The sequence below is a fragment of the Moorella humiferrea genome (assembly GCF_039233145.1).
GTDB classification, from domain to species: domain Bacteria; phylum Bacillota; class DSM-521; order Neomoorellales; family Neomoorellaceae; genus Neomoorella; species Neomoorella humiferrea.
In genome coordinates, this window is record NZ_CP136419.1 from 516876 (window position 1) to 543369 (window position 26494).

24 protein-coding genes and 1 riboswitch are annotated in these 26494 nt (G+C 56.4%); all 24 genes read left to right on the forward strand.

The window, feature by feature from the left end:
* Positions 1-18 precede the first annotated feature (18 nt).
* The 24 genes from clpX (at position 19) to MHFGQ_RS02715 (ending at position 26454) form a co-directional block, all read left to right on the forward strand.
* Positions 19-1281, forward strand: coding sequence for an ATP-dependent Clp protease ATP-binding subunit ClpX (clpX, locus tag MHFGQ_RS02600; RefSeq protein ID WP_106004525.1), 1263 nt, complete (start codon positions 19-21; stop codon positions 1279-1281).
* 98 nt (positions 1282-1379) lie between these two features.
* A complete protein-coding gene (lonB, locus tag MHFGQ_RS02605; RefSeq protein ID WP_106004524.1) occupies positions 1380-3095 on the forward strand; it encodes an ATP-dependent protease LonB in 1716 nt (571 codons plus the stop codon).
* Between the two features lie 98 nt (positions 3096-3193).
* Positions 3194-5524 (forward strand): endopeptidase La, encoded by a 2331-nt coding sequence (gene lon, locus MHFGQ_RS02610; RefSeq protein WP_106004523.1) that lies wholly within the window; start codon positions 3194-3196, stop codon positions 5522-5524.
* Positions 5525-5865: 341 nt separating this feature from the next.
* The gene (locus MHFGQ_RS02615) at positions 5866-8508 is read left to right on the forward strand and encodes a valine--tRNA ligase (protein ID WP_106004522.1); all 2643 of its coding nucleotides are present in this window, start codon (positions 5866-5868) and stop codon (positions 8506-8508) included.
* Between the two features lie 11 nt (positions 8509-8519).
* Entirely contained in the window at positions 8520-9836 is a 1317-nt protein-coding gene (locus MHFGQ_RS02620; RefSeq protein WP_106004521.1) for a bifunctional folylpolyglutamate synthase/dihydrofolate synthase, read from the forward strand.
* A gap of 68 nt (positions 9837-9904) precedes the next feature.
* Positions 9905-10552 carry a redox-sensing transcriptional repressor Rex gene (locus tag MHFGQ_RS02625; RefSeq protein WP_106004520.1) on the forward strand — a complete coding sequence of 216 codons (648 nt, stop codon included), beginning with the start codon at positions 9905-9907 and terminating at the stop codon, positions 10550-10552.
* 8 nt (positions 10553-10560) lie between these two features.
* Complete coding sequence (locus MHFGQ_RS02630; protein WP_106004519.1) at positions 10561-11151, forward strand: Maf family protein; 591 nt, start codon at positions 10561-10563, stop codon at positions 11149-11151.
* A 35-nt stretch (positions 11152-11186) separates the two neighbouring features.
* Positions 11187-11843, forward strand: coding sequence for a RadC family protein (gene radC / locus MHFGQ_RS02635; RefSeq protein ID WP_343105543.1), 657 nt, complete (start codon positions 11187-11189; stop codon positions 11841-11843).
* A gap of 94 nt (positions 11844-11937) precedes the next feature.
* On the forward strand, positions 11938-12978 hold the full coding sequence (locus MHFGQ_RS02640) for a rod shape-determining protein (protein ID WP_106004517.1): 1041 nt from the start codon (positions 11938-11940) through the stop codon (positions 12976-12978).
* Positions 12979-12992: 14 nt separating this feature from the next.
* Positions 12993-13835, forward strand: coding sequence for a rod shape-determining protein MreC (gene mreC / locus MHFGQ_RS02645; RefSeq protein WP_170066146.1), 843 nt, complete (start codon positions 12993-12995; stop codon positions 13833-13835).
* Between the two features lie 12 nt (positions 13836-13847).
* Positions 13848-14342 carry a rod shape-determining protein MreD gene (mreD, locus tag MHFGQ_RS02650; protein ID WP_245907777.1) on the forward strand — a complete coding sequence of 165 codons (495 nt, stop codon included), beginning with the start codon at positions 13848-13850 and terminating at the stop codon, positions 14340-14342.
* On the forward strand, positions 14309-16387 hold the full coding sequence (mrdA, locus tag MHFGQ_RS02655) for a penicillin-binding protein 2 (RefSeq protein WP_106004515.1): 2079 nt from the start codon (positions 14309-14311) through the stop codon (positions 16385-16387). The genes mreD and mrdA overlap by 34 nt, the downstream gene beginning before the upstream one ends.
* A 146-nt stretch (positions 16388-16533) precedes the next feature.
* Positions 16534-16977, forward strand: coding sequence for a septum site-determining protein MinC (minC, locus tag MHFGQ_RS02660; RefSeq protein ID WP_170066144.1), 444 nt, complete (start codon positions 16534-16536; stop codon positions 16975-16977).
* Positions 16970-17764, forward strand: coding sequence for a septum site-determining protein MinD (minD, locus tag MHFGQ_RS02665; RefSeq protein ID WP_106004513.1), 795 nt, complete (start codon positions 16970-16972; stop codon positions 17762-17764). Before minC ends, minD begins: the two co-directional genes overlap by 8 nt.
* Before the next feature lie 18 nt (positions 17765-17782).
* Complete coding sequence (minE, locus tag MHFGQ_RS02670) at positions 17783-18079, forward strand: cell division topological specificity factor MinE (protein WP_106004512.1); 297 nt, start codon at positions 17783-17785, stop codon at positions 18077-18079.
* A 104-nt stretch (positions 18080-18183) separates the two neighbouring features.
* A complete protein-coding gene (gene rodA / locus MHFGQ_RS02675; protein WP_106004511.1) occupies positions 18184-19320 on the forward strand; it encodes a rod shape-determining protein RodA in 1137 nt (378 codons plus the stop codon).
* Positions 19321-19438: 118 nt separating this feature from the next.
* Positions 19439-19726, forward strand: coding sequence for a co-chaperone GroES (gene groES, locus MHFGQ_RS02680; protein WP_106004510.1), 288 nt, complete (start codon positions 19439-19441; stop codon positions 19724-19726).
* 34 nt (positions 19727-19760) lie between these two features.
* Positions 19761-21377 carry a chaperonin GroEL gene (gene groL, locus MHFGQ_RS02685; protein WP_106004509.1) on the forward strand — a complete coding sequence of 539 codons (1617 nt, stop codon included), beginning with the start codon at positions 19761-19763 and terminating at the stop codon, positions 21375-21377.
* 151 nt (positions 21378-21528) lie between these two features.
* A riboswitch (TPP riboswitch) is annotated at positions 21529-21637 on the forward strand.
* On the forward strand, positions 21628-22305 hold the full coding sequence (thiE, locus tag MHFGQ_RS02690) for a thiamine phosphate synthase (RefSeq protein WP_106004633.1): 678 nt from the start codon (positions 21628-21630) through the stop codon (positions 22303-22305). (Overlaps the previous riboswitch by 10 nt.)
* A 6-nt stretch (positions 22306-22311) precedes the next feature.
* Positions 22312-22512, forward strand: coding sequence for a sulfur carrier protein ThiS (thiS, locus tag MHFGQ_RS02695; protein WP_106004508.1), 201 nt, complete (start codon positions 22312-22314; stop codon positions 22510-22512).
* Positions 22513-22561: 49 nt separating this feature from the next.
* A complete protein-coding gene (locus MHFGQ_RS02700; RefSeq protein WP_106004507.1) occupies positions 22562-23335 on the forward strand; it encodes a thiazole synthase in 774 nt (257 codons plus the stop codon).
* 15 nt (positions 23336-23350) lie between these two features.
* A complete protein-coding gene (hydG, locus tag MHFGQ_RS02705) occupies positions 23351-24748 on the forward strand; it encodes a [FeFe] hydrogenase H-cluster radical SAM maturase HydG (RefSeq protein WP_106004506.1) in 1398 nt (465 codons plus the stop codon).
* Positions 24749-24819: 71 nt separating this feature from the next.
* On the forward strand, positions 24820-25554 hold the full coding sequence (locus MHFGQ_RS02710) for a murein hydrolase activator EnvC family protein (RefSeq protein ID WP_106004505.1): 735 nt from the start codon (positions 24820-24822) through the stop codon (positions 25552-25554).
* Positions 25555-25557: 3 nt separating this feature from the next.
* Positions 25558-26454: a site-2 protease family protein gene (locus MHFGQ_RS02715; protein ID WP_106004504.1), complete on the forward strand. Its 897-nt coding sequence runs from the start codon at positions 25558-25560 to the stop codon at positions 26452-26454.
* Positions 26455-26494 lie beyond the last annotated feature (40 nt).

The window sequence follows — 26494 nt, forward strand, 5'->3', positions numbered from 1 at the left end:
CGGCGAGGTGAACTAAACATGTATAAATATACCGACGATAAGGGCCAGCTGAAGTGTTCCTTCTGCGGGAAACTTCAGGACCAGGTTAAAAAACTGGTCGCCGGCCCCGGCGTCTATATCTGCGACGAGTGTATAGAACTGTGTAACGAGATAATCGAGGAAGAACTGAACGAGGATCTCAACCTGGAGATGGGTGAGCTGCCTAAACCCAAAGAGATCAGGGAAATCCTCGATCAATATGTCATCGGCCAGGATAAGGCCAAAAAGGCCCTGTCCGTGGCAGTATACAACCACTATAAGCGCATCAACCTCGGTGCCAGGATGGATGACGTTGAGCTCCAGAAGAGCAACATCATCATGCTTGGCCCCACCGGCAGCGGTAAAACCCTGCTGGCCCAGACCCTGGCGAAGATACTCAATGTACCCTTCGCCATTGCCGACGCCACCTCCCTTACGGAAGCCGGCTATGTGGGTGAGGACGTAGAAAACATCCTGCTAAAGCTCATCCAGGCGGCCGATTATGACGTGGAGAAGGCGGAAAAGGGTATCGTCTATATCGACGAGATCGATAAAATCGCCCGCAAGTCGGAAAACCCGTCCATTACCAGGGACGTATCTGGCGAAGGTGTTCAGCAGGCCCTCTTGAAGATTCTGGAGGGGACCATTGCCAGCGTACCTCCCCAGGGAGGGCGCAAGCATCCCCATCAGGAATTCATCCAGCTGGATACCACCAACATCCTCTTCATCTGCGGCGGCGCCTTCGACGGCCTGGATAAAATCATCAGGAACCGCATCTCCCAGAAGACCATGGGCTTTGGCGCCGAAATCCAGGGTAAGAAGGACGTGCAGGTGGGCGACATTTTAAAACAGGTCCAGCCCGTAGACCTGTTGAAGTACGGTTTAATCCCCGAGTTTATCGGGCGGCTGCCGGTCATCGTCACCCTGGACGCCCTTGATGAGGACGCCCTAGTCCGGGTGCTTACGGAACCCCGCAATGCCCTGGTCAAACAGTATCAGAAGCTGTTCGAGATGGACGGCGTAACCCTAGAGTTCAAAGAAGACGCCATCAGGGCCATAGCCAAAGAAGCTTTGAAGCGGGAGACCGGTGCCCGGGGCTTAAGGGCCATACTGGAAGAAATAATGCTGGATGTAATGTACGAGATACCTTCCCGCAGCAACGTCACCAAATGTATCATCACAAAAGACGTAGTCCTGCGCAAGGAAGAACCTCTGCTGCTAACGACGGTGGATCGCAAAAAGAAAAAAGAAGAAACGGCCTAAAAGGAAAGGCGGTGGCACGTGCCACCGCCTTTTTGGATAAAATTTTCCTTTCCGGATAAACTTTAAGTTATCGAGGTATCCGGAAAGGAGTTTTAGCGATGTTTGAATGGGGACAAGGCATGGGAGGAGTCCTGGGTTTCGTCCAGGTATTTTTCGCCGTGGTGATCGGCCTTTACTTCTGGAACCTTTTGCGCAACCAGCAGGGCAACAGGGTGGCAGTGGAAAAAGAATCCCGTAAAGAGCTGGAGAAGCTGCAGCGTATGCGGGAGATTTCTTTAACAGAGCCCCTGGCGGAAAAGACGCGTCCGACCACCTTTGAGGAGATAATCGGCCAGGAAGAAGGGTTGAAGGCCCTGCGGGCCGCCCTCTGCGGCCCCAACCCCCAGCACGTCATTATTTACGGCCCGCCAGGAGTAGGCAAGACGGCGGCCGCCCGCCTCGTTTTGGAAGAGGCCAAGAAAAATCCCCTATCGCCCTTTAAAGAAACGGCCCGTTTCGTCGAAGTAGACGGGGCGACAGCGCGTTTTGATGAGCGGGGCATCGCCGACCCCCTGATTGGCTCTGTCCATGATCCCATTTATCAGGGGGCCGGCCCTTTAGGCATGGCCGGCATTCCCCAGCCGAAACCGGGCGCCGTAACCCGCGCCCATGGCGGTATTCTCTTTATAGACGAAATCGGCGAGCTGCATCCCATTCAGATAAACAAACTGCTCAAAGTCTTGGAAGACCGTAAAGTTATCCTGGAGAGCGCCTATTACAGCTCGGAAGACAGCAACATTCCCAATCACATCCATGATATCTTCAAAAACGGGTTGCCCGCCGATTTTCGCCTGGTAGGGGCGACTACCCGTCTGCCCCAGGAAATCCCGGCGGCCATCCGTTCCCGCTGCCTGGAGGTATTTTTCCGTCCCCTGCAGGCCGAAGAAATCGCGACCATCGTCCGCAATGCCGCCCGGAAGATCGATCTGCCCATCGCTCCGGCCGCCGTGGAGCTTATTAAACAGTACGCCACCAACGGCCGGGAAGCCGTTAACATGGTGCAGCTGGCGGCGGGCCTGGCCCTCACGGAAAAAAGGCGGGAGATAAGTCGCGAAGATGTAGAATGGGTGGTAAGCAGCTGTCACTATACTCCCCGACACGACGGCAAGGTTCCTCCCGAACCCCAGGTTGGCGTGGTCAATGCCCTGGCCGTATATGGACCAAGTATGGGGCTACTCGTCGAACTGGAAGCTACCGTCAATTTTGTCGGCCAGCGCCGCGGCCAGGTTACCGTTACCGGCGTCATCGAAGAAGAAGAGAGCGGCAGCTTCGATGGCCGCCGGCTGCGGCGGCGGAGCATGGCCCGCAACGCGGTGGATAACGTCTTAACCGTTCTGCGCCGGCTGCTTCCCGTTGATGTGCGCGATTATGACATTCACCTTAATTTTCCGGGAGGTGTGCCGATAGACGGGCCTTCCGCTGGAGTCAGCATGCTGACGGCCGTCTATTCCGCCTTTACGGAGATTCCGGTGAACAACCTGGTGGCCATAACCGGAGAAATCTCTATTCGAGGCAGAGTCAGACCCGTGGGAGGGGTGGTCGCCAAGGTGGAAGCGGCCAGGTTGGCCGGGGCGAAAAAGGTGCTAATCCCTAAAGACAACTGGCAGGAGATTTATCGTTCTTTTAAAGATATCCAGGTAGTACCCGTGCAAACGGTGGACGAAGTCCTGGAACAGGCTCTAATACCCCGGGCAAAGGCCGGCAGCCACGAAGGCTATCAGGGGCGCACCCAGGTATTGAGCGCCAGCCCCCTGCCGTCGCGCCTGAGTTTTTAAAGCTATTGCAATAAAACAGATAATGCCTTAGAATATACTAGAATAATTACGCGGACAAATAAAAGTATATACAAGGGAGCACCGTGGAGGTGTAAAGTTTGAGCCGTATTCTTCCCCTGTTGCCCTTGCGCGGGGTTATTGTTTTTCCTTATACGGTAATTCATCTCGACGTCGGGCGGGAACGTTCCATCAATGCCATTGAGGAGGCCATGTTAAAGGATCGGGTCATTTTCCTGGCCATGCAGAAGGAGGCCCAGGACGACGATCCCGGAGAAGACGACATTTATGCTACTGGAACCGTAGCCGAGATCAAGCAGCTATTAAAGCTGCCGGGCGGGACTATCCGCATCTTAGTGGAGGGCATCCGGCGGGGCAAAATCAAAGAATACTTGAGCCACGACCCCTGCCTCAAGGTTGAAATCGAAGAAGCACCCGATGCAGTGGAAACTTCGAATGAAATCGACGCTTTGATGCGGTGTTTGATCGATGAATTTGAGACCTATGTCAAGATGTCCAAGAAAATCCCGCCGGAAACGGTGGTGGCCGTCGTCAGCCTGGAAGAACCGGGTCGGCTGGCCGATGTGGTAGCCTCCCACCTTAACCTTAAATTGACGGATAAGCAGGCCGTTTTAGAAGCGGTGGACATCAAAGAACGCCTGAATCTTTTATGCGAAATCCTGGCCAGGGAAAAGGAGATCCTGGAACTGGAGCGCAAGATAAATTTACGCGTCCGCAAGCAGATGGAAAAAACCCAGAAGGAATACTACCTGCGGGAGCAAATTAAGGCTATCCAGAAGGAGCTGGGCGAAAAAGACGAACGGGCGGCGGAAGTAGAGGAACTGCGGCAGAAGATTGACGCCGCCAAGCTGCCCAAGGAGGTCCGGGAAAGGGCTTTAAAAGAGGTCGAACGCCTGGAAAAAATGCCGCCGATGGTGGCCGAGGCCACGGTGGTGCGCAATTACCTGGACTGGCTTTTGAGTCTACCCTGGAACAAGCAGACCAGGGACCGCCTGGACATAAAGGTGGCCGAACGCATCCTTGACGAAGACCACTACGGCCTGAAGGAAGTTAAAGACCGTATCCTGGAATACCTGGCCATCCGCCAGCTTGCCAAAAAAATGAAGGGTCCGATTATATGTTTTGTCGGGCCGCCGGGCGTCGGCAAAACCTCCCTGGCCAAATCCATTGCCCGGGCCTTGCAGCGCAAGTTCGTACGCATCTCTCTAGGCGGCGTCCGGGATGAAGCGGAGATCCGCGGCCATCGCCGCACCTATGTGGGGGCATTGCCCGGAAGGATCATCCAGGGCATGAAGCAGGCGGGCACCAAAAACCCGGTTTTTTTACTGGATGAAATAGACAAATTAAGCAGCGATTTTCGCGGCGATCCGGCTTCGGCCCTGCTGGAAGTGCTGGACCCGGAACAAAACCATATGTTCAGCGATCATTATATTGAAGCTCCCTTCGATCTTTCCCGGGTAATGTTCATCACCACCGCCAACGTAGAATACTCCATACCGCGGCCCCTCCTCGACCGTATGGAGGTTATCCGTATACCTGGCTATACCGAAGAGGAAAAGGTGAAGATCGCCGCCCTGCACCTGGTGCCCAAGCAGCTTAAAGAACACGGGCTGAAAAAGGAACAGCTGGAGATATCGGAAAATGCCCTGCGGCGCATCGTGCGGGAGTATACCCGGGAAGCGGGAGTACGCAACCTTGAAAGACAGATAGCCACTATCTGCCGTAAAACGGCGCGAGACATCGTCAGCGGGAAAACTAAGGCGGTAAAGATCAGCGCCGGTAATTTAGAAGACTACCTCGGCATACCGCGTTACCGCCATACCGAAGCCCTGCAGAACGACATGGTAGGTGTGGCCAACGGTCTGGCCTGGACGGAGGCCGGCGGTGAGGTTTTGAATGTCGAGGTATCAGTAATGAAGGGCAAGGGCAACCTTACCCTGACGGGCAAACTCGGCGACGTCATGAAGGAATCGGCCTACGCCGGCTTCAGCTACATCCGTTCACGGGCCGAGGAACTGGGCCTGGAAGCGGACTTTCATGAAAAGTACGACCTGCACATCCACGTGCCCGAAGGGGCCATTCCCAAGGACGGGCCTTCGGCGGGGATCACCATGGCCACGGCCATGGCCTCGGCCCTGACCGGCATCCCGGTAAAGGGTAATCTGGCCATGACGGGGGAGATCACCCTGCGGGGACGGGTGCTGCCGGTAGGCGGGATTAAAGAAAAAGTGCTGGCCGCCCACCGCGCCGGGGTGAAAAACGTCATCCTGCCCCGGGAAAACGAAAAGAACCTGGAAGACATCCCGCCCAACATTCGCCGCAAGCTCAACTTTATTTTTGTTGAGCACATGGACGAAGTCCTCAAAGAGGCCCTGGTAAGGAAGGAAGAAGAAAAAACAGACAATACTTGACAGCATGAACCAGAAATCGCTAAGATAGTACCGTAGAGAACGCCGGTTAGGCTTATCTCCCCTCGTCCGTTTTGGGCGGATGGGGGTTTTTTGTACTGGGCTGGCTTTGTTTTTCCTCGCTCCGTGGTCCTCGCGGAGCGGCCAGAGGCTCAGCCTTCGGCTCGGGCGGGGTTCCCGGCCTATACGGCATCCTTGCCTCAAAGGCCGGCCGAAGGCCTCGCTGTCCTCGGCCCCGCCATCGCTCTCGGCATAGCCTGTGGCCGCTAAGCCGCTCGGACCAAGTCGCTCGCTCAAAACAAAAGCCAGCCACGGCAAGTAATGATTTTGGGGAGGCAAGCGTGTTGGCTGCGCTAGACAAGGTTTACGATCCTAAAGCTGTAGAAGAAAAATGGTACCGCTATTGGACGGAAAAAGGCTATTTCCGCGGAACCTTACCGGCCGCAGGACAGAAAACCTTCAGCATAGTCATGCCCCCGCCCAATGTTACGGGCAGCCTGCACCTGGGGCATGCCCTGGACAACACCCTGCAGGACATCTTAACCCGCTGGCACCGGATGCGCGGGGATGCCACTCTATGGTTACCGGGAACCGATCATGCCGGCATCGCCACCCAGGCCCGGGTGGAAGAAGAACTGGCCAAAGAAGGTTTGAGCAAATACGACCTGGGCCGTGAGAAGTTTCTGGAGCGGGTCTGGGCATGGAAAAACGAGTACGGCAATCGTATTACCAAACAGCTGCGCCTTTTGGGGGCCTCCTGCGACTGGAGCCGGGAGCGCTTTACCATGGATGCGGGTTGCTCCCGGGCCGTGCGCGAGGTATTCGTACGCCTCTACGAAAAGGGATTGATCTACCGGGGTAATTATATTATAAACTGGTGCCCCCACTGCCACACCACCATTTCCGATATCGAGGTGGAACATGAAGAAGAAGCGGGCCGCCTTTGGTATGTGCGCTATCCTTTTAAGGATGGGGAAGGCGGCATTACCGTGGCCACTACCCGACCGGAAACCATGCTGGGCGACACGGCCGTAGCCGTAAACCCCGAGGATGAGCGCTACCGCGGCATTATTGGTAAAACGGTGATTCTGCCCCTGGTCAACCGGGAAATACCCGTTATTGCCGACAGCTACGTCGATCCCTCCTTCGGTACCGGGGCCGTCAAGATAACGCCGGCCCACGATCCCAACGACTTTGAAGTGGCCTTGCGTCATAATCTACCGGCCGTGACCGTTATCGGCAAGGACGCCCGCATGACGGCGGAGGCCGGTTCCTATGCCGGCCTGGACCGGTATGCTTGCCGGGAGAAAATAGTAAGGGATCTAAAAGAACTGGGGCTTTTGGTGAAAGTGGAAGACCTTACCCATGCCGTCGGTCACTGTTACCGCTGCGGCACTGTCATTGAACCCCTGGTTTCCCCCCAATGGTTCGTCCGCATGGCACCCTTGGCGGCACCGGCGATCCGGGCGGCCCAGGAGGGCAGGGTGCGCTTTATTCCGGAGCGCTTCACCAAAATCTACCTTAACTGGCTGGAAAACATCCGCGACTGGTGCATTTCCCGTCAGCTCTGGTGGGGTCACCGTATACCCGTCTGGTACTGCCAGCAGTGCGGGGAAGAAATTTGTGCCGTGGAAGACCCTGTGGAGTGCCCCGCCTGCGGCAGTACGGCCCTGGAACAGGATCCCGACGTCCTCGACACCTGGTTCAGCTCCGCCCTATGGCCGTTTTCCACCATGGGCTGGCCGGAAAATACGCCGGAGCTTGAGACCTTTTATCCTACTTCCGTCCTGGTGACAGGACGGGACATCATCTTTTTCTGGGTCGCCAGGATGCTCTTTATGGGCCTGGAGTTCATGGGAGATGTGCCCTTCCGGGAAGTCCTTATCCACGGTTTGGTGCTGGACGCCCAGGGGCGAAAAATGAGCAAATCCCTGGGTAACGGTATCGATCCTATGGAAGTGATCGATAAGTACGGTGCCGACTGCCTGCGCTTTATGCTGGTGACCGGCAACACCCCGGGCAATGACTTGCGCTTTCACCCCGAACGCCTGGAAGGAATCCGCAATTTCACCAATAAAATCTGGAACGCTGCCCGTTTTGCCCTGTTAAATCTTGAGGATTACCGGCCCGCACCCATTGAGACGGGGGAACTAGAACTGCCCGACCGCTGGATTTTGAGCCGTCTCAATCAATTGATCGCCCAGGTTACGGAAGGACTGGAAGCCTATGAAATCGGCGAAGTGGCCAGGCTCCTCTACGACTTTTTCTGGGGCGAGTTTTGCGACTGGTATATTGAGCTTATTAAGCCTCGCCTGTACGGCAAGGACCAGAAAGCCCGACATGTGGCCCAGGGAGTCTTAGTTGAAGTTTTAAGTAAAAGCCTGCAGCTTCTGCATCCCTTTATGCCCTTTATAACTGAAGAAATCTGGCAGCATTTACCCGGCGAAAAAGAAAGCATTATGATCAGCAGCTGGCCGGTCGCCCTCCCGGAACGCCATGACCCGGAAGCAGAGAAGGCCATGGAGCTGATCATGGCCGTCATCAAGGCCGTCCGCAACCTGCGCAGCGAGATGAATGTGCCTCCCGGACGCAAAGCGGAGGTAATTCTCGTTGCTCCCGCCGAAGAAGACCGGCAGATTCTACGCCAAGGATCTTTATATCTAGAAGTTCTGGCCGCCGCCGGCCCGGTACAGGTAGAAGGAGCCCTGGAGCGGCCGCCTGCCAGGGCGGCGACGGCCATTACCGGCACCGTACAGGTATTTCTTCCCTTGTCCGGTCTTATTGACCTGGAAAAGGAACAGGCCCGCCTGGAAAAGGAACTTAAGAACACCCGGGCCGAGCTGGAAAAGGTGGAAAAGAAACTGGCCAGGGAAGATTTTCGCACCAAGGCGCCGGCGGCCGTTGTAGCCAAAGAAGAGGCCCGCGCGGCGGAACTAAAGAATAAAGTCGCCGTTTTGAACCAGCGTTTGGGCTTCTTAAAGGACTAGGAGGCGGCGGGGTGGATTACCGCGAATCCCTGGAATTTCTAAAGCATTTGACTAAATTTGGCTTTAACATGGGCCTGGAGCGAATTGAAGAACTCACCCGCCGTTGCGGTCTGCCCCAGGAACGGCTGCGCTTTTTCCATATCGGCGGGACCAACGGAAAAGGGTCGGTAGCCGCCATGGTCACCGCAATCCTGGAAGAGGCGGGCTATCGTGTAGGCCTTTTCACTTCACCCCACCTTCATTCTTATACCGAAAGGATGAGAATTAACGGTAGGTCCATTCCCGAGGAGCGACTGGCAAAACTCTTAACTTGGTTTAGACCGCTCCTGGAAGAAATGGTGGCGGCGGGTTGCGAACATCCCACGGAGTTTGAAGTCCTTACGGCAGCGGCCCTGAAATATTTTGCCGATGAAGGCGTCGAACTGGTGGTGCTGGAGGTCGGCCTGGGCGGTGCCATCGACTCCACGAACGTGATACCCGCCTCGCTGGTAAGTTGCATCACCAACGTCGGCATGGACCACATGGAGTACCTGGGGAACAGCATCGAGGCCATAGCCCGGGTGAAGGCCGGCATAATAAAAAAGGGCGGGACGGTGGTGACCGCCGCCCGTCGGCCGGAAGCCCTGGCGGTGATTGAGGACGTCTGCCGCGAAAAGGGTGCCACCCTTTATGTTGTCGGCCGGGATGTTACCTGGCAGGAAAAGGGCGTGAGTCTTTCGGGGGGGGAGCTGGATCTCAAAGGTCTCCTTAATAACTACGAAGGCCTTAAGATTTCCCTTCTGGGCAGGCACCAGCTGGAAAACGCCGCCACCGCCGTGACTGTCATTGAGGCGGCCGTACATCACCATGGCCTGATGGTATCCGAAGGAGATATCCGCCGCGGTCTGGCACGGGCCTCTTGGCCGGGACGGCTGGAAATAATGCATCACGCCCCCATGGTAGTCATCGACGGTGCTCACAACCTCGACGGTGCCAGGAGTTTGAGCCGCTCCTTAAAAGAATTGTTCTCCTACCGGCATTTATTTCTGGTTCTGGGCATTCTTGCCGATAAAGAACGGGAGAAGGTCGTGGCCGAGCTGGCCCCCCTGGCCGACAGGGTAATCGTCACCAGGCCGAACAACCCCCGCGCCGGCGACTGGCAGTCCCTGGCCCTTATGGTTCGCCGCCTGGGGGTACGGGCCGAAGTTGTCGCAGATATCCCCGACGCCCTGCGGCATGCATTAGATATTGCCGGGCCGTCCGACCTCATTTGTGTAACAGGATCGTTGTACATGGTGGCAGAAGCAAGGGAATGGCTTAAAAAGCTCAAAAAAGAGGATTCTATTTAACAACAGCGAATATCTTTTAAAGGCTGTTTGTGCAAGGTCATTTCGAGCCAACGAGGGGGAATATATAGGTGAAAACCCTTAAAATCCCCGAAGCCACCGTCATCAGGCTGTCGGTATACTCCCGTTACCTGGCCCAGGTGGACCGGCGGGGCATTACGACCATTTCTTCCGGGGAGATAGCCGACGGAACGGGCGTCAGCCCGGCTCAGGTACGCAAGGATCTGGCCTACTTCGGTGAATTCGGCACCAGGGGCGTAGGGTATAATGTAAAGGACCTCTACTGGCATATCATTAAAATCCTCGGCCTCAACACCACCTGGTCGGTGGTCATCATCGGCGCCGGCAATTTGGGGACGGCCCTCTCCATGTACGGCGGCTTCCGCGAGCGCGGTTTTAAAGTGGTGGGCATTTTCGACAACGCTCCCCACAAAATCGGTTATCGCTTAAACGGCGTGGAAGTCTATCCCATGGAGCGCCTGAAGGAGATTATCGAAAAAGAGAAGGCCCAGATAGCCATCATTGCCGTGCCGGCGGAACACGCCCAGGAAGTGGCTGATCAGCTGGCCGAGACGAGCATCCAGGGCATATTGAACTTTGCGCCCTGCGTTATTAACGTCCCCGAACGGATAGAGCTGCGCAACGTTGATCTCTCCGTCAACCTGGAGCTCATTACCTTTAACCTGGCCCTGCGCCGTAGTTTGAAGGGTGGGAAGTAAACCTGCCAGTGAACAGGTTGATCCTGGCTTCGGCTTCGCCGCGCCGCCGGGAGTTGCTGGCGCGTTTGGGGCTTAGCTTTGAAGTTCATCCCAGCATGGTGGATGAAACAGCCTTTAACTACCTGCCGCCGGCCCTGAAGGTGGAACAGCTGGCCCTGGCCAAGGCCCGGGCGGTGGCCCGTACGATAAAGGAAGGCCTCATTATCGGCGCCGATACTATTGTCGTTTGTGACGGCCGGGTGCTGGAAAAGCCAAAATCCAGGGAAGAAGCCGCCGCCATGCTTTTTGCCTTGAGCGGGCGCACCCATACCGTTTATACCGGGGTGGCGGTAGTCAGGGCGCCGGGGAACGAAGCGAAATCCAGCCATGCTGTCACCGACGTGACCTTCCGGCGGCTGACCCCGGAAGTGATTGCCGCCTATGTGGCCACAGGAGAACCCATGGATAAAGCCGGGGCCTACGGCATCCAGGGACGGGGTGCCCTCCTGGTGGAGGGTATCAACGGCGACTATTTTAACGTCGTCGGCCTCCCCCTGGTGAAAGTGACGGAGCTTTTAGAGCAATTCGGCGTAGATATATGGGGAGGAAAGGGAGAGTGAAGGGAGAAACGGCGAAGGGGACGACCATAAAGGAAATGCCGGCCGATTTGCGGCCCCGGGAAAGGCTTTTGACCGCCGGCCCCCAGGCCCTGTCCAACGCCGAGCTGCTGGCTATCCTCATCCGTACGGGAACGAGGACGGAAACGGCCATAGACGTGGCCCGGCGCCTCCTTTCCCGGCCCGAGGGTCTTCAGTACCTGGCGTCTGCTTCCCTGGAAGAGTTGCGGCAGGAAAAGGGCATAGGACTGGCCAAGGCGGCCGAGCTTAAGGCGGCCCTAGAGCTGGGACGGCGCCTGGCGGCTTTTAACCTATCGCGGACGGTCGTTAAAAACCCCTGGGACGTGGCGGGCCTCCTCATGGACGAGATGCGTTTCCTCGACCGCGAGAACTTCCGGACCGTCTCTTTAAATACCAAAAACCAGGTAATCGGCATCGACAACGTCTCCGTCGGCAGCCTTAATTCTTCACCGGCCCACCCGCGGGAAGTGTTTAAAGACCCCATTCGCCGCAGCGCCGCGGCAATTATCCTGGCCCACAACCACCCCAGCGGCGATCCTACTCCCAGCCAGGAAGACATAATGGTCACCCGGCGCTTGGTGGAGGCGGGCAGAATTCTGGGCATCGAGGTCCTCGACCATTTGATAATCGGCGACGGTCACTTTTTTAGTTTAAAGGAACGAAATTTAATATAATGCGTGCATCGCAATAATTCTATTTTTAACCTGTTGCCCTGCAGAATATCATGTACTATAATGGGTGCGAATTGAGCAGGAAGGAGTTAAAGTTATGATTTTCGCCCGGGATCTCGGGATTGACCTGGGAACGGCCAACACCCTGGTCCACGTCCGCAACAAGGGTATAGTCCTTCGTGAACCTTCGGTAGTGGCCATCCAGCGGGGGACGGGAAACGTCCTGGCCGTCGGCGAAGAAGCCAAGCGCATGATCGGCCGTACTCCAGGCAATATTGTCGCCATTCGCCCGTTAAAAGACGGGGTTATTGCCGATTTCGATGTCACCCAGAGCATGCTGCGTTATTTTATCGAAAAATCCATTTCCAAAGGTTTCCTGGTGCGGCCGCGGGTGGTGGTGGGGGTTCCTTCCGGCGTAACGGCCGTAGAAGCGCGTGCTGTCCGGGAGGCGGCCTTCCAGGCCGGAGCCAAGGAAGCCTATCTTATTGAAGAGCCCATGGCAGCGGCCATCGGCGCAGGGCTACCGGTATATGAGCCCACGGGTAACATGATCGTTGATATCGGCGGCGGAACCACCGAGGTGGCCGTTATTTCTTTGGGCGGGATCGTCACGAGCCGCTCCATTCGTATCGGCGGCGACGAAATGGATGAAGCCATTGCCCAGTACATCAAGCGCATGTACAATTTGATGATCGGCGAGCGAACGGCCGAAGAGATAAAAATCGAGCTGGGAGCGGCCTTTTTCGGCGATACGGAAGAGGATCAGGCCCGCAAAAACCGTACCTACGCCGTCCGCGGGCGGGATCTGGTCACCGGACTGCCCAAAACCGTTGAAGTTACGGCCACGGAAATTCAGGAAGCCCTGGCGGAACCGGTGGCTGCCATCCTGGAGGCCATCAAGGTCTGTCTGGAAAGGACGCCACCCGAACTGGCCGCCGATTTGATGGATCGGGGTATCGTCCTGGCTGGCGGCGGCTCCCTCCTCTGGGGCCTGGATCGCCTGGTGAGCCAGGAAACGGGCATGCCCGTGTACATGGCCGAAGATCCTCTGACGGCCGTAGCTATAGGCACGGGTAAAGTTCTAGAAAATATTGAAGTCCTTAAACGGGTGCTAATGCCGGCGCAGCGTTTTAGTTAAAGGGGGGAGGAGCTTTGGGCCTGAAGGGGCGGAAGCTCGTCATTCCCCTCACTTTAATCCTTGTAGCTGCGGCAGGTCTTTACTTTCTCATGCGCATAACACCCCCCCAGCGGGACCGCTTAAGCAATGTAGAAGAGGGTTTAAGGGACTTCCTGGCGCCGGTGGAAAGGGTTATTACCCTGGCGGTAAACAAAACCGGGGTATTGTTTACGGCCGTAAAGAATTACGGACGCCTTCAGGCGGAAAACCAGGCCCTGCAGCAGGAAATAGCCGCCTTAAGGGCGGCTGCCGTCCAGATGGAAGAATACCGCCAGGAGAATGCCCGTCTGCGGGCCCTCCTGCAGTATACCCAGGTTAACCGCAATAACTTTGATTTTACTGTGGCCCCGGTCATCGGCCGCAGCCCCTCCAACTGGTACCATACCATAACCCTGGGCCTCGGAACCAGGGCGGGACTTATGAAGGATCAAGTGGTGGTCACTACCGCCGGGGTAGTCGGCCGCATCGTCGCCGTTACTCCCAATACGGCAGAAGTTTTGCTCCTCCTCGATCGCGAGGGCGCCGTCGGCGGCATGATCCAGGTCAACCGGACGCCGGGTGTCGTCGAGGGCAGCCCTGATTACCGCGGTTATTTGCAGATGATTCATATAGCCCGTGACGCCCCCGTTATGGAACATCAAGTGGTAGTGACCTCCGGCCTAGGCGGCATCTTTCCTAAAGGCCTGCCCCTGGGAACGGTGGTAAAGGTTTTGCCTGAACCCGACGGCTTGATGAAGCGGGCCATTATCGAACCGGCGGTTGATTTCGATCGGCTGGAGGAGGTTCTGGTCATTACGCGGGTCAAGGGGGGGCAATAAGTATTGCAGTTTATGGGAATGCTGCTCTTAGGTGCAGCAGGACTTGTTTTGCAGGCCACGGTGCTGCCGGCCTTCAAAATGGCCGGAGTCAAGGCCGATCTGCTCACCGTGACCCTTATCATTTTTGCCTTCCTGAAGGGAGCCTCCCGGGGAGGTATGCTGGGTTTTTTTTACGGGCTGATGGAAGATCTTTTTTTGGCGAAATTTATAGGCCTCAATGCCCTGACCAGGATGGTGACCGGTTACCTGGTGGGTCTTAGCAAGGAATGGTTAAACCAGGAAAACCTGCTGGCGCCGGCCCTCCTCGCCTTTGCGGCAACCATCGGTCAGGGTATCTTATTTCTGCTGCTGGGGCATGCGGTGGGTTTCAAGTACCCCTGGACGGCCGGCATATTAACCGTTATCGTACCCATGGCCTTTTATAACGCCGGCCTGGCCCTGGTTGGATACGGCCTGTATCAAGGAGGAACGGCATGGGGGATCGGGAAAAGGAAAGCTGGAAGCTGAGGCTTTCTCAAAGGCTTAAAGGCTTTTTGGGAATTCTTATTTTTATCTTTCTCCTTTTGACTTCCCGGCTGTTTTTTCTGCAGATTGTCAACGCCCAGGAATTCAGCAAGCAGTCGGCCGAAAATAGAATCCGCATCAATCCCATCGAGGCCCGCCGTGGCGACATCCTGGACAGGAACGGGCAGGTTTTGGCCACCAGCCAGCCGGTATATATCGTTAGCCTGCGCAGCGTCCCCAACCAGGATCTAGATACCGTTATCAACAACCTTGCCGCTTTGCTCCAGGATCCCGAACTGACGCCTGCGGCCATTAAAGAACTCATTGCCAACAATCCTTACCGTTACCAATCTACGGAAATCAAAAGGCTTCCGGCGAGCGACCCGGAAGCCATGGCCACGGTGACCCGTCTCGAGGAACACCGGCAAGAACTGCCGGGGGTAAATATTATTGAAGAACCCCAGCGCTATTATCCTTACGGCCCCCTGGCCGGCCATCTTTTAGGCTATGTAGGTCAGATCACCCAGGAGGAACTTGAAACTAGAAAAGAAGATAATTACGGCATCAACGATAAAATAGGTAAAAGCGGCATTGAGGCTTTTCTGGAATATTATAACGACGGCAATCTGGAAATGGGTCTGCGCGGTAAAAAAGGGGCCGAACAGGTAGAAGTAGACGCCGCCAACCGCAAGGTGCGGGATCTGGTAACCCTGCCGCCTACCCCGGGCGATACCGTCCAGTTAACCATTGACTTAAAACTCCAGCAGACCCTGGAAAAGGCCATGGACCAAGTGATTGCCGCCACCAAGAAACAGAACCCCAAGGCGGGCGGCGGGGCGGCGGTGGTCCTGGACGTAAAAAGCGGGGCCGTTCTGGCCATGGCCAGCAAACCCGATATAGATCCCAACGATTTTGTCAACGGCTCTTACGCCAAAAAGGCAAGTTATTATAACGATCCCCGCCTGAAACCCTTATTCAACCGGGCCATTCAGGGTGTTTATCCCCCGGGTTCGACCTTTAAGCCCATTACGGCCATGGCCGCCCTGGATGCCGGGGTGGTGAAGCCCCAGGATACCATATACGATACCGGCCGTTATTGGAAACCGGGGGGCATTACCTGCTGGGCGGTCCACGGTAACGTTAATATGTACCGGGGTATGGCCGTGTCCTGCAATACCTATTTCCAGTGGGCCGGGGAATTGGCCGGAATTGAGAAAATCGATGATGTGGCAAGGCAGTTCGGCCTGGGACAACCGACGGGGATCGTTGGCCTTCAGGGGGAAGCTAAAGGTATTTTGCCCACCCCGGAATGGAAAAAGCAAATCAACGCCCCTTACTGGGACCGCTGGTTAAAGAACCAGGAACAGCGCATCGAAAAAAAATATGTAGACCTCCTTGCCGCAGCCGCCCCCGAGGAAAGGGAAAAGCTCCTTAAACAAAAGGAACAGGAGCTGCGGCAGATCAGGGCCGAATACCAGATTAATTACAACTTTAACACCACCTGGCAGCCCTTTAACACTTATAACACGGCCATCGGCCAGGGGGATAACAATTACACCGTCATCCAGCTGGCCAACTATATCGCCACCCTGGCCAACGGCGGGACTCGCTGGCGTCCTTATGTGGTAGACAAAGTGATCGGCGCCGATGGTTCTTTAAAGAAGGAGTACCGGCCTGAAGTGATGGAAAGGGTGGCGGTTTCCCAGGAGGCCATGGCCCAGGTAAGGCAGGCCATGCTGGCCGTGACCCAGAGCGCCGACGGTACGGCCGCCTTTCTCTTCCGCGATTTCCCTCCCGACATCAAGGTGGCCGCCAAAACCGGCACCGCCCAGACAGGGCTGGCCGGCGATGATAAAAACAGCGATTTTCATGGCCTTTTTGTGGCCTTTGCCCCCTACGACGACCCCGAGATTGCCATCGCCGTCATTATCGAATACGCCCGCCACGGCGGTGATTCTGCCGGCGTGGTGGCCCGGGAAGTTTTCGCCCAGTACTTTGGCCTTACAGATATTTTGAATAAACCTTTTTACGGCGTTTCCGTGGAATAATGTCAGCCGGCGTCCCTTTTTGCTGAGAAGATGGGGAAAAAAGACCCCATCTTTTTTCCTGATGCGGCAGGATTTACCTCGGCAGTGTAGAAAAAAATATAAGCCGAAGCGGATTCTGCCGCCCGGTATCGAGGAGGAGTATCGGCGTGTGTTCTTCAACTGGTAATGAGACCGGGGCAGGTACCCAGCAGGTGACGTATAAAACCTTTTTGGTATGCCGTACGATACGTTCCGGCCAGCGTTACGAATATCCCGGGAACGTGGTGGTCATGGGCGACGTTCATCCTGGCGGCGAGGTAGTAGCCAGCGGTCACGTTATAGTTATGGGCACATTAAGGGGAGTGGTTCATGCCGGGGCCGAAGGCGATGAAAAAGCCGTGGTTCTGGCTTTTCGGCTCCAGCCCACCCAGCTGCGCATTGCCGGTTATGTTTCCCGGGCCCCTGACAATGAAGGTCCGGGTAATGCGGAAGAACCGGAGATCGCCCGTGTGCGGGATGAAGCAGTCGTCATTGAAAAATACCAACCCGGCGGCGAAAGGCGCTGGATTTCGAGGAGCAAGATAGAAGAAGAGGAGGAACAAAATGGGTGAAGTGATCGTCATCACTTCCGGTAAGGGTGGGGTTGGCAAAACGACGACGACGGCCAACCTCGGTACCGGCCTGGCCAGCCTGGGTAAAAAGGTTGTCCTGGTGGATACGGATATCGGCTTGCGCAACCTGGACGTGGTCATGGGCCTGGAAAACCGGATAGTTTATGATCTCCTCGACGTTGTCGAGGGACGCTGTCGTTTGAAGCAGGCATTGATTAAGGATAAAAGGCTGGACAACCTCTATCTGTTGCCGGCAAACCAAACGCGGGACAAGACGGCCGTCAGCCGGCAGCAGATGATCGATCTGACGGCCCAGCTACGCGAAGAGTATGACTTTGTCTTGATCGATTGTCCTGCCGGCATTGAAATGGGCTTTAAAAATGCCATTGCCGGCGCGGAAAAGGCCCTTGTTGTTACTACACCGGAAGTGGCCGCCGTCAGGGACGCCGACCGTATCATCGGCCTTCTGGAAGCGGCCGAGATGGAACCCCCGCGTCTCATTATCAACCGCCTGCGCCCGGATATGGTACGCCGGGGCGATATGATGGACATCGAAGATATGCTGGAAATCCTGGCCATCGATCTTATCGGTGTGGTACCAGAAGATGAGTACATCGTCATCTCCACCAACCGCGGCGAACCGGCCGTGCTGGATAAGCACTCCCGGGCCGGCCAGGCCTACCGCAACATAGCCCGCCGCTTGACGGGCGAAGAAGTTCCCTTTTTGAACTGGGACGCTGGAAACGGCATCATGGCCAGGCTCCGCAGGCTTATCGGCCTGGGCTAGGAAGGGGGCAAGGGGTGGGTGCTGGAATTCTTATTACGCTTCTTCGGGCGCGAAACCACGTCCAGTAAAAAAATCGCCAAAGAGCGCCTGCGTCTGGTGCTGGTCCATGACCGGGCAGGCGTTTCCCCCCATTTGCTGGAAGCCCTGAAAAACGATCTCATCAAGGTCATTTCCGAATATATGGATATCGATACGGCGGGATTAGAAGTCAGCCTAAATCAGGAAAACGATTCAGTTGCCCTGGTGGCCAACATACCTATATTGAGGGTCAAGCGGACCTTTAAAACCGGCACAGAAACAGCCGCCAAAGCCTGATAAATACCCCTCCGGTCTTCCGGGGGGATTTTTTTGCCGCTTTTTTATTATGGCCTGCCCTCTCCTGCTGTTATATAATAGTGGGGTGAAGGGCGGGAAGAACGATGCTGGAACGCCGTCATTGGCGCAACCTCGATTATTATTTTGTCGGCAGTGTTGCCGCCATATTGGCCGTAAGCCTGGCCGTCTTAAGCAGTGCGGGAGCCAATATGGCCCCCGATCCTTATTACTACGTTAAAAAACAGCTGATATGGATTTTGATAGGCCTCGTCGGCCTGTTTTTGGTGCTACTCATCGATTACGAACAGCTGAAACGCTACCATCACGCCCTGTACGTCTTTAATTTAATTTTACTGGCGGCGGTTTTTCTCATCGGGCATCAGGCCAAAGGGGCCCAGCGGTGGATCAATCTGGGTTTTTTCCTCCTCCAGCCTTCGGAATTTGCCAAAACCATAACCATCATTACCCTCGCCTGCTTTTTGGACAAGCGCCAGGGACGGTTAAATCGCTGGCAGGACCTTATTTTACCCTTTGTTTATGTGGCGCTGCCCATGCTGTTGATTTTAAAGCAGCCCGACCTGGGTACCTCCCTGGTGCTGCTGGCCATTCTATTCGGCATGTTGTATGTGGGGGGAGCCAACCCTAGGCTCCTGTTAATTATTGCCGGCAGCGGTATAGCCATTGCGGGGTTGGCCCTTTTTGCCCATTTTCGCTTCGGCCTGCCTTTACCCCTAGAGGACTATCAGCTGCGACGGCTGGTGGTCGTCCTCAATCCCTATAATGACGGCCAGGGAGGCACGGGAGCCGGTTATCACGTCATCCAGTCCCAGATCGCCATCGGCTCCGGCGGCTGGTGGGGGGTAGGTTGGCGCCAGGGGTCCCAGGCCCAGCTTAATTTCTTGCCCGAGCACCATACGGATTTCATTTTTTCGGTGGTCGGCGAAGAACTGGGCTTCGTGCGCGCCGTGGGCGTTCTCGGCCTTTATTTTATTCTTCTCTACCGTATGCTGCGCATTGCCGCCCACGCCAAGGACATGTTCGGTGCCCTTCTCGTCAGTGGCGTAGCCTCCACTTTTGCCTTCCATATCCTGGTCAATGTGGGCATGACTACCGGCATTATGCCCGTCACCGGCATTCCCTTACCCCTCTTCAGCTACGGCGGTAGCTCTATGCTTGCTAACATGCTGGCCTTAGGTTTGGTTCTCAATGTTAACCTCAGGAGGCAAAAAATCCTTTTTTAGCACTGGGTCCTATTGACAAGTGGGAACCCCTTGTGTATATTAATAATTGGCTGTTAGCACTAAGGAAAGGTGAGTGCTAACAACAACTCCGCTAAATGCCGTGAAAGGAGGAGTCTACATGCTGAAACCGCTTGCCGACAGGGTAGTACTTAAAGTCCTGACCGGCGAAGAAAAAACCCAGGGAGGTATTGTACTGCCGGATACGGCTAAGGAAAAACCCCAGGAAGGGGAGGTCGTAGCCGTAGGACCGGGTAAACTCCTGGAAAATGGTACCCGGGTAGCGCCGGAGGTCAAGGTGGGCGACATTGTGGTCTTTGCCAAATACAGTGGTACGGAAGTCAAATACGAAGGCCAGGAATACCTGATTATCCGCGACAGCGACATCCTGGCTATTAAAGAGAAATAAAAGCAATTAAATTGAACAGGAGGAGGTAAGAAACATGGCTGCCAAACAACTGGCTTTTAATGCCGAAGCCAGGCGCGCCCTGGAGAGGGGTGTCAGCGCGGTTGCCGATGCGGTTAAAGTCACCCTTGGTCCTAAGGGCCGCAATGTTGTTATAGAACGTAAATTTGGTTCCCCGGTCATCACCAAAGACGGGGTAACTGTGGCCAAAGAAATCGAGCTGAAAGATCCCTATGAAAACATGGGGGCCCAGCTCTGCCGGGAAGTTGCTTCCAAGACCAACGATGTGGCCGGCGATGGGACAACCACTGCTACCGTTCTGGCCCAGGCCATTGTCCGGGAAGGCCTGAAGAACGTGGCCGCCGGTGCTAATCCCGTGTTCATTAAGAAGGGAATTGACCGGGCCGTAGAAGCGGTTGTCGAAGAGATCAAAAAGATCAGCATCCCCGTAGAATCCAAAGAAAGCATCGCCCAGGTGGCTTCCATTGCCGCCAATGAGCGCGAAATCGGTGAGCTCATTGCCGATGCCATGGAGAAGGTCGGCAAAGACGGCGTCATCACCGTAGAAGAATCCAAAGGCACGGCCACTACCGTAGAAGTAGTGGAAGGTATGGAATTCGACCGCGGCTATGTATCGCCGTATTTTGTTACCAATGCCGAGGCCATGGAAGCCGAATTTGAGGAACCCTATATACTTATCCATGAAAAGAAAATCTCGGCCATCAACGACCTGCTGCCCCTCCTGGAGAAGGTGGTCCGGACGGGCAAACCCCTGGTCATCATTGCCGAGGACGTGGAAGGCGAAGCCCTGGCCACCCTGGTGGTCAACAAGCTGCGCGGTACATTAAACTGCGCTGCCGTAAAGGCCCCGGGCTTTGGTGACCGCCGCAAGGCCATGATGGAAGATATCGCCATACTCACGGGAGGTACCTTTATCTCCGAAGATCTGGGCGTCAAATTGGAGAACGTCGACCTCCATATGCTCGGCCGGGCCAAGAAGGTCAAGATCGCTAAAGAAAAGACCACCATCGTCGAAGGCTACGGCAAGAAAGAGGCTATTGACGGCCGCATTGCCCAGATTAAGAAACAGATTGAAGAAACCGATTCCGACTACGATCGGGAGAAACTGCAGGAACGTCTGGCCAAGATGGCAGGCGGCGTAGCCGTTATCCGTGTCGGTGCGGCCACCGAAACCGAATTGAAGGAGAAGAAACACCGGGTTGAAGACGCCCTGGCCGCCACCCGGGCCGCCGTTGAGGAAGGCATCGTTCCCGGCGGTGGCGCCACCCTGGTCCACTGCATCCCGGCCGTGGAAAAACTCCAGGCCGAAGGCGATGAGGCCGTGGGCATCAACATCATTAAACGTGCTCTGGAAGAACCCATGCGGCAAATCGCGGCCAACGCCGGTCTGGAAGGCTCGGTTATTGTGGAGCGGGTGCGCAACGAGAAACCGGGCATCGGGTTCGACGCCGTCACCGAACAGTATGTCGATATGGTGAAGGCCGGTATCGTCGATCCCGCCAAGGTTACCCGGAGCGCCCTGCAGAATGCGGCCAGCATCGCCTCCATGGTGCTGACCACCGAAGCCTTGATTGCCGAGATTCCCAAGGAAGAAAAGAATCCCCCCATGCCGCCTGGAGGAATGGATTATTAAAAATAAAAGACCTGGGGAGAATATCCCCGGGTCTTTTTTTGTAAAAATTGCCGCCCGGGGCAATGCGGGAGGGCAAATAAGTAAAAAACGGCAAAAATAAACTTTAACAATATTTGCTTCATAGAATTAAAAATGGCATAATTACTATAAAATTAATACGGCGGGGAGCTCCTGTTAGGGGCTGAGAAAGGGCTAGTGAGCACCTGACCCATTGACCTGATCAGGGTAATGCCTGCGGAGGGATACTAAAATGTCAAAGACCGGTGCCCTCCATCAAGGGAGGGCGCCGGTTTTATTTATAAAGGGAGAAGGGAGGTGTCAGCGCCTGGCCTGGCTCTACGTCATCACCGACCGCCGTCTGACCCCGCGTCCTTTAGCGGAGCACGTATCACGGCTAGCGGGGGTAGATTTCCTGCAGTTAAGGGAAAAGGATTTGCCCGGCGGGGAGCTCTACAAATTGGCCCTGGATATCAAGGCGGCGCTGCCGTCGGGAACGCGCCTTTTAATCAACGACCGGGTTGATGTCGCCCTGGCCGTAAATGCCGACGGAGTCCACCTGGGGGAGAGCTCCCTGCCGCCGGACACAGCCCGGAGGCTGCTGGGGCCGGATAAAATCGTGGGCGTTTCCGTACACAGCCTGGCGGCCGCCAGGGAAGCGGAGCGGGCCGGAGCCGATTATATCTTGTTCGGTCACGTCTTTCCCACGGCCTCCAAGAAAGGAATACCCCCGCGAGGGCTTACCGCCCTGGGGGAAGTTGCGGCCGGTGTTGGTATACCAACTATCGCCCTGGGCGGCATCAACGCCGAAAATGCCGCTCTGTGCTTGGCTGCCGGCGCCCGCGGGGTGGCCGTAATGTCGGCCGTCATGTCCCCTTCAGATCCGGCTGCGGCCGTGGCCGGGTTGAAAAAGGCCCTGACAAGGAGGTGAAATGCCATGCGGTTAAAGGTGAACGGTGAAGAGCGGGAATTCCAGGCCGGCCTAACCGTTGCCGAACTCCTGCAAACCCTGGGGATAAACGACCGCTATATGGCCCTGGAACGCAACAGGCAGGTTGTACCGCGGCAGGACTACGGGAAAACCGTTCTTACCGAAGGGGACGAAATCGAGATCATCCGCCTGGTAGGCGGAGGTTGATAGCGGCGGTTGCCGCGAAGGGATATCGCATATAGGGAGGTATTTTCGTATGGATGACAAACTCGTAATCGCCGGGCGCGCCTTCAATTCCCGCCTGATGGTCGGTACCGGTAAATATGCCACCATGGAGGTCATGAGGGAAGCCATAGCCGCTTCCGGAGCGGAAATAGTTACGGTAGCCGTCCGCCGGATGAATCTCCAGTCGCCGGGTCCTTCCCTTTTAGATTACCTGGATCTGGACAAAATAACCCTTTTACCCAATACCGCCGGGGCCACCACCGTTGAAGAAGCGGTGCGCCTGGCGCGCTTGGCCCGGGAAGCCGGCCTGTCCAACATGGTTAAACTGGAGATCATCGGCGATGAGGAAACCCTCCTGCCGGATCCCGTAGCGACCATTGAGGCCACACGCATCCTCGTGGAGGAAGGCTTTATTGTCCTCCCTTACACCACCCAGGACGTTGTTGTGGCCCGCCGTCTGGTAGAAGCGGGAGCGGCCACCGTCATGCCCCTGGGTTCGCCCATCGGCTCGGGCCAGGGTCTGCCCAACTTTGATGCCATCAAGCTCATCATCGACCGCGTCAATGTGCCCGTGATCGTCGATGCCGGCATCGGCGCCCCTTCCGACGCCGCCCTGGCCATGGAAATCGGCGCCGCGGCCTGCCTGATTAACACGGCCATAGCCAAGGCCCGCGACCCCGTACTGATGGCCGCGGCCATGCGCCAGGCAGTGATTGCCGGGCGGCAGGGATATCTGGCCGGCAGGATTCCCAAAAAGACGTACGCCAGTCCCAGTAGTCCCACCGAAGGCATGATTGGTCGCTAAAGGGGGGTGCCCGTTATGAACGTGCCGGCTTATGAATATCAAGGGCCCCTTAAGACGATAGTCGATACCCGGGCCGTTGTAGAACTGGTACCGACGCCGCCTCCTTCGGCCAGGGCCCTGCAGGACATTTTGCACAAGGCCCGCTCCTTAAAGGGGCTGACCCTGGAAGAAGCAGCCGCCATCCTAAATATAGAAGAAGAGGCAGAACTCAAGATGGTATACCAGGCGGCGGCCGACGTAAAGGAGCGGGTTTACGGCCGCAGGATAGTCCTTTTTGCGCCCCTGTATATCAGCAATTACTGCAGCAACAACTGCCTCTACTGTGCCTTCCGCCGCGACAACAGGGGATTGAAGCGTCGGCAGCTCACCCCGGAAGAAATCGGGAAGGAGGCCCGGGCCCTGGCCGAACAGGGCTTCCAGCGGGTCCTTCTGGTTGCCGGCGAAGGTGGACCCGGCGCCGACATTGATTATCTGTGCCGGGCCGTGGAAGCGGTCTACCGCTATTCTCCTTTACGCATCGTCCATCTTAACGTGGCCCCTCAGACGGTCGACGGTTTTCGCCGGCTCAAAGAAGCGGGGGCGGGCGTTTACCAGTGCTTCCAGGAAACCTATCATCCCCCTACTTACCGCCTCATGCATCCTGCAGGGACGAAGGCCGACTACGGCTGGCGCCTGACGGTCATGCACCGGGCCATGGCCGCCGGATTCGGCGATGTGGGTATGGGTCCCCTCCTGGGGCTTTATGACTACCGCTTTGAAGTTCTGGCGGCCATCAGTCATGCCCGCAGCCTGGAACAGGCCTTCGGCGCCGGCCCCCACACTATGTCTGTGCCGCGTCTTAGACCTGCCCTGGGGGCGGCGCTGAAGGAGGTGCCTTATCCTTTAAGCGATACCGCCTTCCGTAAGGTCGTGGCCGTCTACCGTTTGGCCCTGCCCTATGTAGGCCTGGTGCTGACCACCCGGGAGCGGCCGGAACTGCGTGATGAGCTGGTAGATATGGGTATTTCCCAGATTTCTGCCGGATCCTGTGTGAGCCCCGGCGGTTACGCCGAACCCGAAGAGCCGGCAGCCCAATTTGAAGTCGGCGATCACAGGCCTTTGAAGGCCATGGTGGCCATGCTGTTAGAACACGGCCATTTACCCAGTTTCTGCACGGCCTGCTACCGCTTAGGCCGCACCGGCAGGCGCTTCACAGCCCTGGCAAGGGAAGGGGACATCCAGCGCTATTGCCTGCCCAACGCCCTCTTGAGCTTAAAAGAATATCTGGTGACCCAGGGGCCGCCGGAACTACGGGAGCAAGGGGACAAGGTAATTGCCGCCTCCCTGGCCTCTATTCCCGACGACCATCTGCGGAACGAAATAGCAAGGCGGCTGGAGGGAATCTGCCGGGGGCAAAGGGACCTCCATTTCTAGCAAACCGTCATACCCGCCCCCCGGAGGCATATATATAAATAAAGAAAGACGCTTGTCCGGGGGGAGATAGAGTGCGGGACAACTGGGATTGGGAGGAAGTTAAAGGTGCCCCCCTGGGGGGATGTAAGGGGCCGGGGCGTACCCTGCCGCCGGCAAAAAGGCGCAGCCGGTTATTACGCCAGGGTATCGCCGCCGGCCTTATATGGCTCGCCGTAACCCTACTTTTTCGCCTGGACGACCCCTGGGCGCGGCCCCTAAAGACCGGCCTGCGCCATTACCTGGCCGATCCGGCGGCCGATTTTACACCTGTCCTTGCCCAGGCGGTGCGTTCAACCATGTGGTTGGATGCTTACGACCGCTGGGTTTTCCATTTTCTGCGGCAGGAAGGAAACGCCGTCTCGGCAACTGCCGGAGCGACTTCACCGGCTATGGCCGTGCCCCTGGCCGGGAACATCGTTCAAAAATACGGCCCGGTGGTGATCGAAGGCCGGCAGTATTTTCATAACGGCATTGACATCCAGGCCGCGGGAGGAGCGGAAGTGCGGGCCGCCCTGGCGGGAAAAGTCATCAGAACCGGGCCGGACCCGGTGTTGGGGCTAGTCGTGGAACTGGACCACGGCGGGGGTATGGTCACCCTTTACGGCACCCTGGGTCAGGTTAAAGTGACGCCGGGACAGGCGGTGGAAAAGGGTGAAGTCATCGCCGTCCTGGCACCGGACCCGGCGGCCCGCCTCCATTTTGAAGTGCGCCGGGACGGTCGGCCTGTCGATCCAGAAGCCCTTTTAAACTTCCCTTCCCAGATTTAAGCCATGCGCGCCGGGCGCATTAAGGGGACAGAAGTAATTCTAAACGATTATTTTCTCCTCCTCCTCGGCCTTTACTTTCTCGTAGGGGTTTTTCCCCAGGCCCTCCTTTTGTTTACCGCCGTGGCCTGGCACGAATTCTGCCACGTTCTGGCGGCTTCCCGTCGCGGCTGGCAGGTCACCGGGGTGGAACTCTTTCCCTTTGGCGGGGTGGCCCGCCTTTGCCGACCCGGGGGGCGCGGTTTTATGGAGGACGTAGCTGATGAAGCCTTGATAGCCCTGGCCGGGCCTGCCGGAAGTTTTCTCCTTGCCTTGGCGACGTCCCCGGTTTTTCTCATCATTGATGGGGTGCCGGCCTGGTTTCATTTTTTTCATCAGGCAAATATTATCCTCGGCCTTTTTAACCTCTGGCCGGGACTACCCCTGGACGGCGGCCGCATCTTCCGCGCCTGGCAGGCTAGAAGGGCAGGATTGTATCGGGCTACCCTCGCGGGTGTTTACGGCGGTTATACCCTGGCCTTTCTACTGGGCGCGGGGAGCATAATCGGCTTTATCTATCGCCTGACGGACCTTCAGGGCCTGGTCCTGGGTCTTTTTATCTATTATACAGCCCGACAGGAAGGGGAGACGGCGCCTTATATGTTCTGGCAGGATTTCTGGCGGCAGAGGGCCAAAAGGGCCATCAAAGGGGAGCAAGTGCCGGCCGGAAAGATTTTCTGGTTGGCGGCCGATCCCGGTTTAACCCTGGCCAGGGTGGCCCGTTTCTTTTCGCCCCATTCCTTTAACCTGGTGGCCGTGGTCGGCAGGGAAGGTCGTTTAGAAGGCATCCTTACAGAAACAGAAATCATGCAAACCCTTCTGGAACAAGGAAACAGTACCATTGGTGAGCTTTTGCGCAAGTAGGTATCATTACCTATATTTTTTTGCGATTTCCTGTTATACT

Coding starts and splice junctions, on each gene's coding strand:
- clpX (WP_106004525.1), top strand. CDS start 19: ATGTATAAATATACCGACGATAAGGGCCAGCTGAAGTGTTCCTTCTGC.
- lonB (WP_106004524.1), top strand. CDS start 1,380: ATGTTTGAATGGGGACAAGGCATGGGAGGAGTCCTGGGTTTCGTCCAG.
- radC (WP_343105543.1), top strand. CDS start 11,187: ATGCCGGCCGATTTGCGGCCCCGGGAAAGGCTTTTGACCGCCGGCCCC.
- MHFGQ_RS02640 (WP_106004517.1), top strand. CDS start 11,938: ATGATTTTCGCCCGGGATCTCGGGATTGACCTGGGAACGGCCAACACC.
- mreD (WP_245907777.1), top strand. CDS start 13,848: ATGGGAATGCTGCTCTTAGGTGCAGCAGGACTTGTTTTGCAGGCCACG.
- mrdA (WP_106004515.1), top strand. CDS start 14,309: ATGGGGGATCGGGAAAAGGAAAGCTGGAAGCTGAGGCTTTCTCAAAGG.
- minD (WP_106004513.1), top strand. CDS start 16,970: ATGGGTGAAGTGATCGTCATCACTTCCGGTAAGGGTGGGGTTGGCAAA.
- rodA (WP_106004511.1), top strand. CDS start 18,184: ATGCTGGAACGCCGTCATTGGCGCAACCTCGATTATTATTTTGTCGGC.
- groES (WP_106004510.1), top strand. CDS start 19,439: ATGCTGAAACCGCTTGCCGACAGGGTAGTACTTAAAGTCCTGACCGGC.
- groL (WP_106004509.1), top strand. CDS start 19,761: ATGGCTGCCAAACAACTGGCTTTTAATGCCGAAGCCAGGCGCGCCCTG.
- thiE (WP_106004633.1), top strand. CDS start 21,628: ATGTCAAAGACCGGTGCCCTCCATCAAGGGAGGGCGCCGGTTTTATTT.
- thiS (WP_106004508.1), top strand. CDS start 22,312: ATGCGGTTAAAGGTGAACGGTGAAGAGCGGGAATTCCAGGCCGGCCTA.
- MHFGQ_RS02700 (WP_106004507.1), top strand. CDS start 22,562: ATGGATGACAAACTCGTAATCGCCGGGCGCGCCTTCAATTCCCGCCTG.
- hydG (WP_106004506.1), top strand. CDS start 23,351: ATGAACGTGCCGGCTTATGAATATCAAGGGCCCCTTAAGACGATAGTC.
- MHFGQ_RS02715 (WP_106004504.1), top strand. CDS start 25,558: ATGCGCGCCGGGCGCATTAAGGGGACAGAAGTAATTCTAAACGATTAT.